This is a genomic window from Candidatus Avelusimicrobium aviculae, from assembly GCF_949292495.1.
GTDB lineage: Bacteria > Elusimicrobiota > Elusimicrobia > Elusimicrobiales > Elusimicrobiaceae > Avelusimicrobium > Avelusimicrobium aviculae.
The window spans coordinates 63,123-77,215 of record NZ_CASEZB010000006.1 but is presented as its reverse complement, the minus strand read 5'-3'; the positions used below and the strand labels follow the sequence as shown (position 1 = coordinate 77,215).

General features: G+C 49.9%; 12 protein-coding genes. All 12 read right to left on the bottom strand.

Going from position 1 to position 14,093, the window contains the following annotated elements; translation table 11 throughout:
* Positions 1 to 5 precede the first annotated feature (5 nt).
* The 12 genes from atpD to gyrB all read right to left on the bottom strand — a co-directional run bounded on the left by atpD (position 6) and on the right by gyrB (position 14,092).
* On the bottom strand, positions 6 to 1,424 hold the full coding sequence (atpD, locus tag ACQY33_RS01640) for a F0F1 ATP synthase subunit beta (protein ID WP_428073417.1): 1,419 nt from the start codon (positions 1,422 to 1,424) through the stop codon (positions 6 to 8).
* 26 nt (positions 1,425 to 1,450) lie between these two features.
* Positions 1,451 to 2,356: an ATP synthase F1 subunit gamma gene (gene atpG / locus ACQY33_RS01635; RefSeq protein WP_428073416.1), complete on the bottom strand. Its 906-nt coding sequence runs from the start codon at positions 2,354 to 2,356 to the stop codon at positions 1,451 to 1,453.
* Between the two features lie 12 nt (positions 2,357 to 2,368).
* Complete coding sequence (gene rfaD, locus ACQY33_RS01630) at positions 2,369 to 3,304, bottom strand: ADP-glyceromanno-heptose 6-epimerase (RefSeq protein ID WP_428073415.1); 936 nt, start codon at positions 3,302 to 3,304, stop codon at positions 2,369 to 2,371.
* A 6-nt stretch (positions 3,305 to 3,310) separates the two neighbouring features.
* On the bottom strand, positions 3,311 to 4,837 hold the full coding sequence (gene atpA / locus ACQY33_RS01625; RefSeq protein ID WP_428073414.1) for a F0F1 ATP synthase subunit alpha: 1,527 nt from the start codon (positions 4,835 to 4,837) through the stop codon (positions 3,311 to 3,313).
* 12 nt (positions 4,838 to 4,849) lie between these two features.
* Complete coding sequence (atpH, locus tag ACQY33_RS01620; RefSeq protein WP_428073413.1) at positions 4,850 to 5,377, bottom strand: ATP synthase F1 subunit delta; 528 nt, start codon at positions 5,375 to 5,377, stop codon at positions 4,850 to 4,852.
* Positions 5,378 to 5,380: 3 nt separating this feature from the next.
* Positions 5,381 to 5,875: a F0F1 ATP synthase subunit B gene (atpF, locus tag ACQY33_RS01615; RefSeq protein WP_428073412.1), complete on the bottom strand. Its 495-nt coding sequence runs from the start codon at positions 5,873 to 5,875 to the stop codon at positions 5,381 to 5,383.
* Positions 5,876 to 5,895: 20 nt separating this feature from the next.
* A complete protein-coding gene (gene atpE / locus ACQY33_RS01610; RefSeq protein WP_428073411.1) occupies positions 5,896 to 6,126 on the bottom strand; it encodes an ATP synthase F0 subunit C in 231 nt (76 codons plus the stop codon).
* A 48-nt stretch (positions 6,127 to 6,174) separates the two neighbouring features.
* On the bottom strand, positions 6,175 to 6,936 hold the full coding sequence (gene atpB / locus ACQY33_RS01605) for a F0F1 ATP synthase subunit A (RefSeq protein ID WP_428073410.1): 762 nt from the start codon (positions 6,934 to 6,936) through the stop codon (positions 6,175 to 6,177).
* Positions 6,923 to 7,180 carry an AtpZ/AtpI family protein gene (locus ACQY33_RS01600; protein WP_428073409.1) on the bottom strand — a complete coding sequence of 86 codons (258 nt, stop codon included), beginning with the start codon at positions 7,178 to 7,180 and terminating at the stop codon, positions 6,923 to 6,925. The genes atpB and ACQY33_RS01600 overlap by 14 nt, the downstream gene beginning before the upstream one ends.
* Positions 7,181 to 7,430: 250 nt before the next feature.
* A complete protein-coding gene (locus tag ACQY33_RS01595; protein WP_428073408.1) occupies positions 7,431 to 8,894 on the bottom strand; it encodes an alpha-amylase family glycosyl hydrolase in 1,464 nt (487 codons plus the stop codon).
* A 153-nt stretch (positions 8,895 to 9,047) separates the two neighbouring features.
* Entirely contained in the window at positions 9,048 to 11,558 is a 2,511-nt protein-coding gene (gyrA, locus tag ACQY33_RS01590; protein ID WP_428073407.1) for a DNA gyrase subunit A, read from the bottom strand.
* A gap of 62 nt (positions 11,559 to 11,620) precedes the next feature.
* On the bottom strand, positions 11,621 to 14,092 hold the full coding sequence (gyrB, locus tag ACQY33_RS01585; RefSeq protein ID WP_428073406.1) for a DNA topoisomerase (ATP-hydrolyzing) subunit B: 2,472 nt from the start codon (positions 14,090 to 14,092) through the stop codon (positions 11,621 to 11,623).
* Between the last annotated feature and the right edge of the window lies 1 nt (position 14,093).

Sequence of the window (14,093 nt, the reverse complement as noted above, 5' to 3'; positions counted from 1 at the left end):
GGGAATTACTCTTTGTCTTTCACTTTTTCATAATTGGCCAGCACGTCCTCTATCCCGCCGCACATATAGAAGCAGGATTCCGGAATGTGGTCATATTCGCCGTCCGCAATGCCTTTAAAGGCTTTGATGGTATCAGCCAGTTTAACGTATTTGCCGGGGTGGCCCGTAAACTGTTCCGCCACCGAGAACGGCTGCGACAAGAACTTTTGTATTCTGCGCGCGCGGGCAACGGTTTTCTTGTCTTCGTCAGACAGTTCATCCATACCCAAAATGGCGATAATATCCTGCAAGTCTTTGTATTTCTGCAAGATTTGGCGCACGCGCTGGGAAACATTATAATGTTCTTCGCCAATAATGCGCGGATCCAAAATACGGGAAGTGGAATCCAGCGGGTCCACCGCCGGGTAAATACCCAAGCTGGCAATTTGGCGGGAAAGAACAGAGGTGGAATCCAAGTGCGTAAACGTAGCCGCCACACCGGGGTCGGTCAAATCGTCCGCGGGGACGTATACGGCCTGAATAGACGTAATGGCCCCTTTCTTGGTGGAGGTGATGCGTTCCTGCAAGTTGCCGATTTCCGTATTAAGCGTAGGCTGATAACCCACGGCGGAAGGCATACGGCCCAGCAAGGCGGACACTTCCGAGTTGGCAAGCACAAAGCGGAAAATATTGTCCAAGAACAAAAGCACGTCCTGCCCTTTTACGTCGCGGAAATATTCCGCTTGGGTAAGCGCGGTAAGCGCCACTTTGGCGCGCGCGCCTGGCGGTTCGTTCATCTGCCCGTATACCAACACGGTTTTATCCAATACGGTGCTGCCGTCAGACAGTTTGGATTCGGTCATTTCCAGCATCAAATCGTTCCCTTCGCGGCTTCTTTCCCCTACGCCGCCAAAGACGGAACTGCCGTGGTGTTCACGCGCCACGTTGTTAATCAGCTCCATAATCAATACGGTTTTGCCTACGCCGGCCCCGCCGAACAAGCCTACTTTCCCCCCTTTCATGTACGGGGCGATTAAGTCAATTACCTTAATACCGGTTTCAAAAATTTCCGGCGTGGGGTTTTGGTCTTCCAAAGAAGGCGGATCGCGGTGAATGGGCATATGCATGGGGGCGGCAATTTCACCCTTTTGGTCCTGCGGTTTGCCCAACACGTTCATTAAACGGCCCAGGCAGGCTTCCCCCACCGGCACGCTTAACGGGCCCTCGGTATCCACGGCTTTGGCTCCGCGCTGTAAACCGTCGGTACTTTCCAAAGAAACGCAGCGCACAATGCCGTCACCCATCTGCTGGGCCACTTCAGCCACGATTTTCTTTTCAGGCGTCAGTTCAATTTCAATGGCGTTTTCGATAGCGGGCAGGTGGCCTTGTTCAAACTGAATATCCACCGCCGCACCGATAATTTGAATTACTTTTCCGCTTTTCATATCTTTTCCTATGTAAGTGGTATAAACTAATTGTTGAGGGCCTCCGCCCCGTTTACAATGTCCAAAATCTCGTTGGTAATGCCGGCCTGGCGCACTTTATTTAATTTAACGCCCAGCGCGGAAACCAATTCCCCGGCGTTTTTGCTGGCGGCGTCCATGGCGTTCATGGTGGCGGCCAAGTTAGCCGCTTGGGCTTCCAGCAACACCCGGTACATGTTGGCTTTTACCAAACGGGGGACCAAAATCTGAAAGATTTCTTTTATACCCGGCTCAAAAGCAAAATCGCTTTCTTCTTTCTCATTGGGGATGAGCTCAAAATCAAAAGGAAGCAGCTTCTGCGCCACCAAATTTTGGCTGGCCATGGATTTGAAATCATTGTAAATCAGCGTGACGGACCCCAAATGATTTTGGAAAAATTCCTTCATCACCGCTTCGCCCAACAGTTCCGCATGGGCGTAAGTGACTTTAGGGAATATCCCCACGCTCTCATATACAATTTCCAGCCCCGGCATTTTTAAACGGGCCAAAAAATCACGCCCTTTTTTGCCGATGGCAAACACTTTGATTTCTTTGCCCTGGTTCTCTTTTAAAAACTGCAGCACGCGGCGCAAAATCACCGCGTTAAAAGAACCGGCCAAGCCTTTGTCCCCCGTAATGCAAATAAGGCCTACTTTGTCCGGGTTGCCCGTTTTGTTCACAAAGAAACGAGACGGCCAGCTTTCGGCTTCTTCCCCGTCGGCAGGCATGGATAAAATATCCATCTTCAGGTCGTCCACCATTTGCAACATCTTTTGGGCAAAAGGCCGCGCGTTTTGCATGGCTTCCTGCGCTTTGCGTATGCGGGCGCTGGAAATCATCTTCATGGTTTGCATGATTTGCTGCGTGGATTTAATGGCCTTGATGTTTTGCCGTATGTCTCTAAGCGATTCCATGTCCTGTCCTGTTTATTTCCGGCCGTAATGTGCGTCCAGCACTTTTACGTAATCGGCAATGCCGGCTTCCAAGGTATAATCGGGCGTATAACCCAATTTTTCTTTGGCGGCCGTCATGTCCGCTTGCGTTTTTAACTGGAAGAACGGATACGGATTATCAATGTATTCCGGTTCCAAGTTAAGGCCCATTTCTTTGTTTAAGCAGGCGATAATGGCGTTATAGTCGCGCGGAATACCGGTGGCGGCGTTATAAACGCCCGTTTCTTTGCCGTTATTGAGCGCGCACAAATTAATCTTTACAATGTCTTTTACGTATACAAAATCGCGCTGTTGTTCCCCAAATTTAAACACGCGGGGGCGTTTTCCCTCACGCATTTGATTATACAGCTGGAACACCATGCTGGCCATTTTGCCTTTGAAATATTCCCCGGGGCCGTATACGTTAAAATAACGCAGGCCGATGATGGTCATATCATTATTGTCTTCGGCAAATTGGCGGGCCACATTGTCCATAATCACTTTGGAAAAACCGTATACGTTTTCCGGGTGGGTGGGCTGCGTTTCCACATTGGGAACGGGACCGTTGCCGTATGTGGCGGCGGAAGAAGCGTAAATCACTTTTTTCACTTCGTTCTCGGCCGCAAAAGCCAATACGTTTTTAAAGGCTTCCACGTTTTGTTCCATCATGGCTTTTTGGTCCATTACCGTGGTATCGGTGATGGCGGCTTCGTGGAAAATAGCGTCAAAATACATATCCCGCGGCATAAATTTAAAACAATCCGCGGCGATAACGTCCCCTTTAAAACCAATCAGGTTCTTAAAGTGACCGTTCTTGGAAAAATCATCCATTACGGTTACTTCATGGCCTTGGGCTTCCAGGGTTTTGGCGATATTGCTGCCGATAAAACCCGCCCCGCCGGTTACCAAATATTTTTTCTTCGTATCCATGGGATATTATTTGCTCCCTTTAAAAATAGTTTTGAACGTATCCAACGCTTTGCGGATTTTTTCGTCCAGTTCTTTGGAAAGTTCGTTCGCGCTGTTTAATTCGTCCAGCAAGGCGGCTTGTTCCGCGCGCACATACGCCAAGAGTTGCTTTTCGTATTCGTGCACGTCGCTTACTTCCACCGCATCCAAATAGCCGTTTACGCCGGCAAACAGCACCAATACTTCCTCCCCTACGCGAAGCGGCGCATATTGGTTTTGTTTTAACAGTTCGCTCATGCGTTTGCCGCGGGCAATTTGGCGCTGGGATTCTTTATCCAGTTCAGAACCGAACTGGGCAAAACCCGCCAATTCCTGATACTGCGACATATCAATACGCAGCGTACCGGCCACTTTGCGCATGCTTTTGCGCTGAGCCGAACCGCCCACGCGGGATACGGAAAGCCCTACGTTAATAGCCGGTTTTACACCGCTTAAGAAAAGGCTGCTTTCCAAGTAAATCTGCCCGTCGGTGATGGAAATAACGTTGGTGGGAATATAGGCCGAAACGTCGTTCGCCTGCGTTTCAATAATGGGCAAAGCGGTAATGGAGCCGCCGCCGTTGGCGTCAGACAGTTTGCACGCGCGTTCCAACAAGCGGGAGTGCAAGTAAAAAACGTCGCCGGGGTAAGCTTCGCGCCCTGGCGGACGGCGAAGCAGCAAAGACATTTGGCGATAGGCCTGCGCGTGTTTAGACAAATCGTCGTACACAATCAGCACGTCTTTGCCCTGCCACATAAAGTATTCCGCAATCGCGCAGCCGGCATACGGCGCAATATACAGCAAGGAAGCTGGGTCAGACGCGGTGGCGGACACTACAATGGTGTAATCCATCGCGCCGAAATCCGTCAGCGTTTTGACCACTTGCGCCACCGTGCTCTGTTTTTGGCCTACGGCTACATAAATACAAATGCAGCGGTCCTTGGCGGGAATGTTCTTTTGGTTGATAATGGCGTCTACCGCAATGGCGGTTTTACCGGTTTGACGGTCGCCAATGATTAATTCACGCTGGCCTTTGCCTATCGGCACCAGGGCGTCAATGGCTTTTAAACCCGTCTGCAGCGGCTGTTTCACCGGCTGGCGGGCGGTAATGCCGGGGGCTACAATGTCCAGCGGCATCATCTTTTCGCTTTTAATAGCGCCCTTGCCATCCAGCGGGTTGCCCAGCGGGTCCACCACGCGGCCAATCATCTGCGCGCTGACAGGCACGCTGATTACTTCGCCGGTACGTTTTACGCTGTCGCCTTCGTGAACCAAATGGTCCGGCCCCATCAGCACGCAGCCTACGTTGTCATACTCCAAGTTAAGCGCCATGCCTTTTACGCCGTGGCCAAAGTCCACCAATTCGGAAGCTTTCACATTATTTAAACCGTGTACGCGGGCGATACCGTCACCCACTTGGATAACGGTGCCGACCTCGCTCAAGTCCGCTGACGATTCAAATTTGCTTATCTTTTCTTTGATAATATTGGTTATTTCTTCTGGTCTTATTGCCATAAATTACACCGTCTATTTGGTTAACTGTTCCTGCAGTTTTTCAAACTGGCGTTTGATACTGCCGTCTATCAGTTCCCCCTTACATAAAATCTTTACCCCGCCAATTAAAGACGGATCCGTATGATACGCCGCTTTCACTTTGCCCCCGTAGCGGGAAGAAAGGGCGGCCTCTGTGCGGGATTTTAACGCGTCCGTCAGTTCACTGGCGCTGAACACTTCCGCCCGGGTAATGCCCAAGCGCGCGTCCAGCAAAGCGTTTACGTGGCGCACAATTTCCGGCAGCAGCGCGTAGCGCTTGCAAGCCACCAGCGTTTCCAAAAAAGCCCGGGCGGCAGGCGCGCCGGCCAACGCTTCTTTTAACAGGCCGGTTTTCTGGGCGGCGGAAATTTTGGGGTCTTGCATAAATGCGTCCGCCGTTTGAAGCGCTTGCGCCGCGGCGGCTAATTCCTCGGCTCGGGCTTGCGCCTGTTGGGAGAACTCAGCCAACCCGTCATATGCTTGTGCGTAACGCTGGGCCAGTATTCTGTCTGAACTGTTCATAAATTACTTGCCTTGTACATCAGCCAATACTTTTTCCACCACTTTTTGGGCGGAGTCTTGGTTGATTTGCTGCTGCACCACCTGCGCGGCGGCCAGCATGGCGGTGCTGACGATTTGGTTTTTCACGTCAGCAAGGGCTTTGTCCTTTTCCGCCTGGATTTGCACTTTGGCCTGGGCGATTAAATTTTCCGCCTGAGCTTTAGCCTCTTCCAACAACTGGTTTTTTTGCGTTTCACCCATGGAAACCGCTTGTTGTATTTTTTTGGAAGCTTCCTCGGATATTTGCGCCAGTTTGGCGTCCAGCTCTTGCTTTATCTCTTCGGCCTGGGCACGGGCTTGCTGCGCTTGCTTTTTGTCATCGGCTATCTGCTGTTCGCGCTGTTCCAAACCGCCGATGATGCGGTTCCACGCAAATTTTTTAAGCAAATAGACCAGTAACAAAAAGTTACAGATAGTCAGTACCAGCACGCCGTAGTCCGGCTTTAACAAATCTTCCATAAATAGAGCGTCCTAACGGATTATTTGAGCACCAGCGTCAACAAGCAGATAACCAAACCCAACATGGCGGCGCCTTCTAACAACGCGGCGATAACAATCATCGTGGAGCGTAAGTCAGAGCTGGCTTCCGGCTGGCGGGCAATACCTTCCAAAGCGGCATTACCGATTTTACCCAAGCCCAAACCGGCTCCGATAACCACTAAACCGGCGCCAAGACCGGCGGCAATGTATTTAAGTGCTACGAGTTCCATATAATTACTCTCCTTTTGGGGCATTGCCCCATTGATAGATTTTTTAAATTAATGCGTATGAATGACCGATCCGGCAAAAATGGTGGTAAGCAGCGTAAACACATACGCCTGCAAAAACGCCACCAAAATTTCCAAACAGGTCATAAAAAGTTCCAGCCCCATGGCCGGCAGCAACGCCCCGGCCCCGGCGGCAATATGCATTTGCCCCACTACAAAAACAATAAGCAGCAAGCAAATAAGCACCATGTGCCCGGAAAGCATATTGGCAAACAAACGGATGGCCAACACGCATATTTTAATAATTAAGCTGACTACTTCCAAAGGGAAAATAAGCGGCACCAGCCAGCCCGGCGTGCCGGACGGAATAAAGCCTTTCAAAAACCCTACAAAACCATGGAATTTCAGCCCGCAATACAAAATAAGCCCGCCGGAACACAACGCCAAGGCCGCAGTAACGGAAATATTGGAAGTGGCGGTTTTCATGTTGGGAACAAGCCCCGCCAAAGCGCAAAAAAGCACAAATAAAAACAAAGTGCAAAAATAGGGCAGAAAGCGTTTGCCCTCTTGCCCCATGTTCGGAAGCACTAAACCGTCGCGAATAAAAACCACGTATTCTTCCATCAGCGTGGTTAACAAGCGCCCGCGGCGGCTTTGGCGTCTTAAAGAAATCCAATACAATCCTAAAAACAGCACAACGCTTACTGCAAACAAGGTAACGGTGTGCGTGGTAATGGGGAGACGAAAACCAGCCAGGGTGACCCCCCAGTCATGGTCTAAAATATGGTGAGAAATAATTTCAGCTACGTCCATCTTTTTGTTCTGCCTTTTTTAAATGTACATTCCCATGGGTTAGTTTACCGGCACCGCGGATAATTTGATACATGCCCAACGCAAACCCCGCAATGGCTCCCGCCACCAAACACCAGGGAGAAGTTCCCCAATGTTTATCTAGAAAATACCCGGCGCCTGCGCCAAGAATTTCAGACACGGCAAATTCCAGCCCCAGTGTGGTAATTTCTAAATGGTCCTGTTTGCTAAAAGGTCCCAGCGCCATATACTGCCCCAATTTATTTACCGGGCGGTAAGTACCTATTATTATTATAAAACAATTTACGGCAAAAAGCTATTGTTTTAAGGACCTACCCGCCCTTTCTTTTATTGTATTAAATAAAAAGACCCGGGAAAACATTTTTCTACTCTGTTTTACACCGCAAAGGCACCCTACAAAACAGATTGTTGAAAAAACCAAATAAAAAACCGGCCTTCTTAATTTAAGAAAGCCGGTATATGATGTGCCATCATTTTTACAAGGTAAAAGTAAATATTTTACTTTCGTAAGGTTTTAACTCCAGCACAAAACCTTCCGCGCGCATTTGCGGCGTAATGGAGATTTGCTCTTTTGAAAATTCCTCTTTCACTACCCCGTTGGGGACTTCGCTCCCTTTCATCGGCAAGCGGCAGCGGCTGGGCTGGGCGCTGTAATTAATCACCACCATTTTGCCCGTGCTGCGTTGTTTCCACTGCCAAGCCAACACATTTTTATAGGAGGCGTCTTCCTGGCTAAAAGCGCGTATTTCTTTTAAGGACCACTGCCCGCCGTGAAACTCCGGCGCGGAGGAAATCGTCAGCAAGCGCGCGTAATGGGTGGCCACGTCTTTATCCACGGGGAAAAAATCCTTTACATACTGGATAGGCAAACGCTGCGGCCGGCCCAAAAGCTGAAATAAATAAAACATACGCGCCCCGGGCAACGTGGCAATAATGGTGCTGGCCGCGAGGGATTTTTCTTTTCCAAAGGCTTTTAAACTTTCTTCTTCGTCATGGTTGGCAATAAACCGGATAGAGCGCATTTGGAACAAATGCTCCGCCCCCAAGTGGGCTTTAATGTCTTCCGGCGTGGAAAAACGAAGCCGGTCATACAGGATTTTATCGTAGGTATAATCAAACCCCATTTCTTGTATGTCCCATTCCAAACCCCAATATACTTCCGCAATAAAAGTAAATTCCGGGTATTGTTCCCGCACGGCGGCTAAAGCTTGGGCCCAAAATTCTTCCTTGGGCAGATCCGCGCCTAAAAACTCCCACCACGTGTCCCGGTGCACTTTATTGAGGCTCAGCATAGCCATATCACAGCGCACGCCGTCGCACTGTTGGGCTACTTTCAGTAAATTATCCAACATAAAGCGGCGGGTGCGGGGATTGAAATAATTTAATTGGGCCGTATCCGTCCATGGGGCAAAGTACGGGTCCCGCCCGTGGGCAATATATTGGCCTTTTTTGTTTTTAAAAAACCAGTCTTTATGCACGCCGGGTTCCGCCGTGCCGGTGGTAATATACAGATCCGGGTCCGTTTCTACGGTGGGAGCGTCTATGGCGGTATGATTGGCAACAAAATCCAATAATAAAGAAATCCCCATAGCGTTTAATTTGGCGCGCAGCTTTTTAAGCGCTTCCGGCCCGCCGAGGGACTCGTCCACCACGTAATCCGTAATAGCGTAAGGGGAAGAGATAATATCTTCAGAAGAAAAATTTGATGTTACGCTTTTTATGGCTTCTAACACTTCCGGATGGGTACGGGCAATATCACGCCCTTTCGGGCTTTCCTGCCAAACGCCCATAAACCACAGAGCGTCAAACCCCAAGGCCTTGATTTCCGTCCAATAGGAATCAGGAATTTGGTCCAGGGTAAACGCCCGCCCGTGGCGGCGTTCCAAACGCTTCAGCCACGCCCGAGTGTTAATTTCCAATATGTGCGGATTTGTGCGCATAAATAATACCCCTGTTTAGTTTATAGCACTTTTTTTGGAAGCTTGTAAATATTTTTTTACCGCCCGGTACATAAAGTAATATTTTGGCTTTTTCCACCCATAAAAAAGCCCCTTGCCGCTTTAGGGCAAGGGGCTTAAAAACATCAGGCGGGGTTATTCTTCATCTTGGGAAGCGTCTTCTGCCTTGACAACCGGAGCGATACGGGCAATTTTATCACCCGGCTCCATCTTGGCCAGCGTGACGCCTTGGGCGTTGCGGCCTACGGAGCGGATATCCTCACAGCGGACGCGGATCGTCATACCCTTTTCGGTGACAATCATTAAGTCTTTGCTTTCGTCCACCAGTTTAATACCCACCACTTTGCCGTTGCGTTCACTGGTTTTGATGGTAATCACACCCATGCCGCCGCGGTTTTGGCGTTTGTATTCGCTAAACTCCGTGCGTTTGCCAAATCCGTTTTCACAGACGGACAGCACGTCCGGCTGAGGGGCGTCGTTAGGCGCTTGTTCCATACCCACCACCACGTCGCCTTCCATCAGGTTGATGGCGCGCACGCCTTTGGCCGGGCGGCCCATGGCGCGCACTTGGTTTTCGTCAAAGCGGATGGATTTACCGTTGCGCGTGGCTACGATAATATCGGATTTGCCGTGCGTGGTTTGTACGCTGGTTAATACGTCCCCCTCGTCCAACCCGATAGCGATAATACCCGTTTTGCGGATATTGGCAAATTCCGACAGTTCCACACGCTTAATGGAACCATACCGCGTGCACATGGTGAGGAAAGTATTCTCGCAATGTTTGGGGTCAAAGTTTTCAATGGCTACGGCGGAGGTTACTTTCTCTTCACCCACCAGCTGCAGCAGGTTGACAATGGCTTTGCCCTTGGACATGCGGTTGCCTTCCGGTATTTCAAACGCGCGCAGCGCAAATACGCGGCCGCGGTTGGTAAACATCAAAATAGTGGCGTGGGAAGACGTTACAAACAAATGTTCCATAAAGTCTTCCTCTTTGGTTTTGCCGCCGATAATGCCTTTTCCGCCGCGGTTTTGGCTGCGGTACGTATCCAGCGGGATGCGTTTGGCGTAACCGTCGTTGGAAATGGTGATGACAACGTCTTCTTTTTCAATTAAATCTTCCATAGAGAAGTCCGTCATATCTTGGCCAATTTCCGTGCGGCGTTCGTCCCCGTAATTCTTTTTGAGGTCAGTCAGTTCGGCAACGATGATATCCAAAATTTTCTGCGGGTCCGCCAAAATGCCTTGCAGTTCGGCAATCAGTTTAAGCAGTTCGGCCTGTTCGTTGGCAATCGCCTCGGCGGACAGCTGGGTCAGCTGGTGCAGGCGCATATCCAAAATGGCCTGGGCTTGCAGCTCAGAGAGGCTAAACGTACTCATTAATTTCAGTTTGGCTTCGGCCGGGTCTTTAGAATTGCGGATAATGGCTACCACCTGATCCATATTGGCAATGGCGATAAGCAACCCTTGCAAAATATGTTCGCGCCGCTGGGCTTTGTTTAAATCAAATTTGGTGCGGTTGGTGATGATTTCTTTGCGGTGTTTTACATACGCTTTCATCACTTCTTTGAGCGATAAAATGCGAGGGCGACCGTCTACAATCGCCAGCATATTCACCGGGAAGGAAGTCTGCAGTTGTGTGTGTTTAAACAAATGGTTCAACACCACCTGGGCGTTGCCGTCGCGTTTGACTTCAATCACCAGGCGCATGCCGCGGCGGTCCGACTCGTCGCGTATATCGGAAATATCGGTAATTTTTTTATCGCGCACCAAACCCACAATGGTTTCAATGAGCGCGGTTTTGTTGACTTGGTACGGAATTTCGGACACGATAATCGCTTCGCGCCCGCCTTTGCGTTCTTCAATTTCCGTGCGGGCCTGTACTTTTACGCTGCCGCGGCCCGTTTCAAAATATTCATAAATGCCTTTGGTCCCGCGGATAATGGCCCCAGTGGGGAAATCCGGCCCTTTAATGATTTTCATCATGTCTTTGGTGGAAATGTTCGGGTCTTTAATATAGGCGATAATCCCGTCGCACACTTCCCCCAGGTTATGGGTGGGAATATTGGTGGCCATACCTACGGCAATACCGGAAGAACCGTTCACCAGCAGGGCCGGCAATTTGCCCGGCAATACGGAAGGTTCCTGTAAAGAACCGTCGTAATTGGGAATCATTTTAACGGTGTCTTTATCCAAGTCCGCCAGCATTTCGTCGGCAATGCGCTGCAGGCGGCATTCCGTATAACGCATGGCGGCGGCGCTGTCACCGTCAATAGAACCGAAGTTTCCCTGCCCGTCAATCAACGGTTTACGCAAAGAGAAATCCTGCACCATGCGCACCAACGTATCGTATACGGCGCTGTCACCGTGCGGGTGGTATTTACCCAGCACGTCCCCTACCACGCGGGCGGATTTTTTGTAAGGTTTGTTGTATTTTAAACCCATTTCGTTCATGGAATACAACACGCGGCGGTGTACGGGTTTTAAGCCGTCGCGCACGTCCGGCAAGGCGCGGCCTACGATAACGCTCATGGCGTAATCAATGTAATAAGACCGCATTTCGTTGGCGATGTCGCGCTGTTGGATATTGCCAAACAAGTCTACATTGGTGTTTTGGACTTGCGGCTGGTTATTTAGTTCTTCGCTCATTCTAAAAATCTCCTGTTACGGATAAATCGTACCCCGGCCGGGGAAAACCCCCGGCGGGAAAATTAAATGTCCAAGTTTTTGACTTCCAAGGCGTGCGATTGGATAAAATCGCGCCGCGGTTCCACACGGTCCCCCATCAACATGGTGAAGGCTTGTTCCGTATCGGCCGCGTCATTAATTTTTACTTGGATTAATTTGCGTTTGGCCGGGTCCATGGTGGTTTCCCAAAGCTGTTCGGGGTTCATTTCCCCCAACCCTTTGTAGCGCTGTATCGTGGCGCCGGAGGAAGCGGCTTCTTTCACCGCGTGCAAAAGTTCCGCCAAGCTGTATACCAGCACATCGGTCTTGCCGTTGTTTACTTTAAACAGCGGGCTCACGCGGTCCTTTTCATTCTCCACCGTGGGATAATTTTTAAACGTAAAGCCAAAAACTTCCATCTTTTTTTCACAGGCTAACAGTTTGCCAAATTCAAACAAAGATTGGTGTTCCGGCACCAGGCTGTCATTGCTGACTAAAGCCGTGTCTACGCCGTCGGCTTCCAGCTCGGCGCGTTTTTCTTCCATATATTGGTTTTCAAAATCGCGGTATTCCTGTTCCGTATAGAAATAACGGTAGCCGCCGCTTTGCAGCGGGGTGCGGTATACCGGTACGCGCCCTTCCGCCAAGAAGGCCAGGAAATCAGTCAGCGTAATGTTTTTTACTTCCAATTTAGCCAAGGTGTCTTCCACCTCGCGCAGTATTTTCAGCAAATCGCTTAACTGTTCTTGGGTCAAAGCCGTATTTTTAATGGTATCGGTTACCGTTACGCTGGCCAAGCCTTCTTTCATCAGCCATTGCTGCATTTGGTCTTCCGTCTGCAAATACTGTTCAGACTTGCCTTTTTTCACTTTATACAAAGGCGGTTGGGCCAAATACACGTGCCCCGCTTCAATAAGCGGTTTTAACTGGCGGTAGAAGAAAGTAAGCAGCAGGGTGGAAATATGCTGTCCGTCCACGTCGGCATCAGCCATTAAAATAATTTTATGGTAGCGCAGTTTGCTAATATCAAAACCGCCCTCCCCTTCACCCACGCCGGTGCCTACGGCGGCGATTAAATCGCGGATGGTATCGCTGGATAAAATTTTAACCAGCGGCGCTTTTTCCACGTTTAAAATTTTACCGCGAAGAGGCAAAATGGCCTGGAATACGCGGTCACGCCCTTGCTTGGCCGAACCGCCGGCGGAGTCCCCTTCCACCAGGAATATTTCGCATTTAGAAGAATCTTTTTCTTGGCAGTCCGCCAGTTTGCCCGGCAGTCCGCCCCCTTCCAACGCGCCTTTGCGGCGGGTTAAATCACGCGCTTTGCGGGCCGCTTCACGCGCTACGGCGGCGCCTACGCATTTTTCACAAATGGCGCGGGCGGTTTTGGGGTTCTCCTCAAAGAAAGTGGCTAAGGTTTCCCCCACCACGGAGCGGACAATCCCTTCCACTTCCGAGTTGCCCAGCTTGGTTTTGGTCTGCCCTTCAAACTGCGGGTGCGGAATTTTAACGGACAAAACCGCCGTTAACCCTTCTTTAATATCATCCCCGCCCACGGAAATGTCTTTATGTTTGGAAATATTGTTGTTTTTGATGTATTCGTTAATAATACGCGTCAGCGAAGAGCGAAAACCGCTTAAGTGCGTACCGCCTTCCACCGTGTGAATGTTGTTAACGAAAGAGAATACGTTTTCTGAATATCCCTCATTGTATTGCAAAGCAAAGGCAATATAATTATCCCCCACTTGTTTGGTTAAATAAATGGGTTCTGGGTTAATGACCGTTTTATTGGTGTTTAAATACGTAACAAATTGGGAAATTCCCCCCTCAAAATGGAAAGTGACGGAAGGGTTTTCTTCTTTGCGCTCATCAATATAAATAATTTTTACGCCAGCGTTTAAGAAAGCCAGTTCACGCAAACGGTTGCCGATGGTTTCATAAGAGAAAGCCACATCGCCAAAAATTTCTTTATCGGCGTGGAAAGTAACCTTGGTGCCGTGTTCGCGCGTATCGCCGATGATTTGCACTTTATCTTCCGGCTTGCCGCGGTGATAGCGCTGGAAATGCACGTGCCCGTCTCGGCGTACTTCCACTTCCATCGTTTCCGAAAGCGCGTTTACGCAGGATACACCCACCCCGTGCAAACCGCCGGATACTTTATAGGCGCCGCTGTCAAATTTACCGCCGGCGTGCAATACGGTCATAACCACTTCCAAGGCGGATTTATTGCGAAGTTTGGGGTCTTTGGCGGTTTTCATTACGTCTACCGGAATACCGCGTCCGTCATCCTGCACGGAGCAGGTCATATCGTCTTTAATGGTAACGGTAATAGTGGTGGCGCCGCCGGCTAAAATTTCGTCCACGGAGTTGTCCACCACTTCATATACTAAATGGTGCAAACCGGGCAAACCGGTGGAACCGATATACATGGCGGGGCGCTTGCGCACCGCTTCCAAACCTTCTAGAACGGTAATTTTAGAAGAATCATACTCCTTTTCTTTTTCTGCTTCAGTCATT

Bases quoted from the DNA above. Each gene is read 5' to 3' on its own strand.
- atpD (WP_428073417.1), bottom strand. From the start codon at position 1,424: ATGAAAAGCGGAAAAGTAATTCAAATTATCGGTGCGGCGGTGGATATT.
- atpB (WP_428073410.1), bottom strand. From the start codon at position 6,936: ATGGACGTAGCTGAAATTATTTCTCACCATATTTTAGACCATGACTGG.
- atpH (WP_428073413.1), bottom strand. From the start codon at position 5,377: ATGAACAGTTCAGACAGAATACTGGCCCAGCGTTACGCACAAGCATAT.
- ACQY33_RS01595 (WP_428073408.1), bottom strand. From the start codon at position 8,894: ATGCGCACAAATCCGCACATATTGGAAATTAACACTCGGGCGTGGCTG.
- rfaD (WP_428073415.1), bottom strand. From the start codon at position 3,304: ATGGATACGAAGAAAAAATATTTGGTAACCGGCGGGGCGGGTTTTATC.
- gyrA (WP_428073407.1), bottom strand. From the start codon at position 11,558: ATGAGCGAAGAACTAAATAACCAGCCGCAAGTCCAAAACACCAATGTA.
- gyrB (WP_428073406.1), bottom strand. From the start codon at position 14,092: ATGACTGAAGCAGAAAAAGAAAAGGAGTATGATTCTTCTAAAATTACC.
- atpF (WP_428073412.1), bottom strand. From the start codon at position 5,875: ATGGAAGATTTGTTAAAGCCGGACTACGGCGTGCTGGTACTGACTATC.
- atpA (WP_428073414.1), bottom strand. From the start codon at position 4,837: ATGGCAATAAGACCAGAAGAAATAACCAATATTATCAAAGAAAAGATA.
- ACQY33_RS01600 (WP_428073409.1), bottom strand. From the start codon at position 7,180: ATGGCGCTGGGACCTTTTAGCAAACAGGACCATTTAGAAATTACCACA.
- atpG (WP_428073416.1), bottom strand. From the start codon at position 2,356: ATGGAATCGCTTAGAGACATACGGCAAAACATCAAGGCCATTAAATCC.
- atpE (WP_428073411.1), bottom strand. From the start codon at position 6,126: ATGGAACTCGTAGCACTTAAATACATTGCCGCCGGTCTTGGCGCCGGT.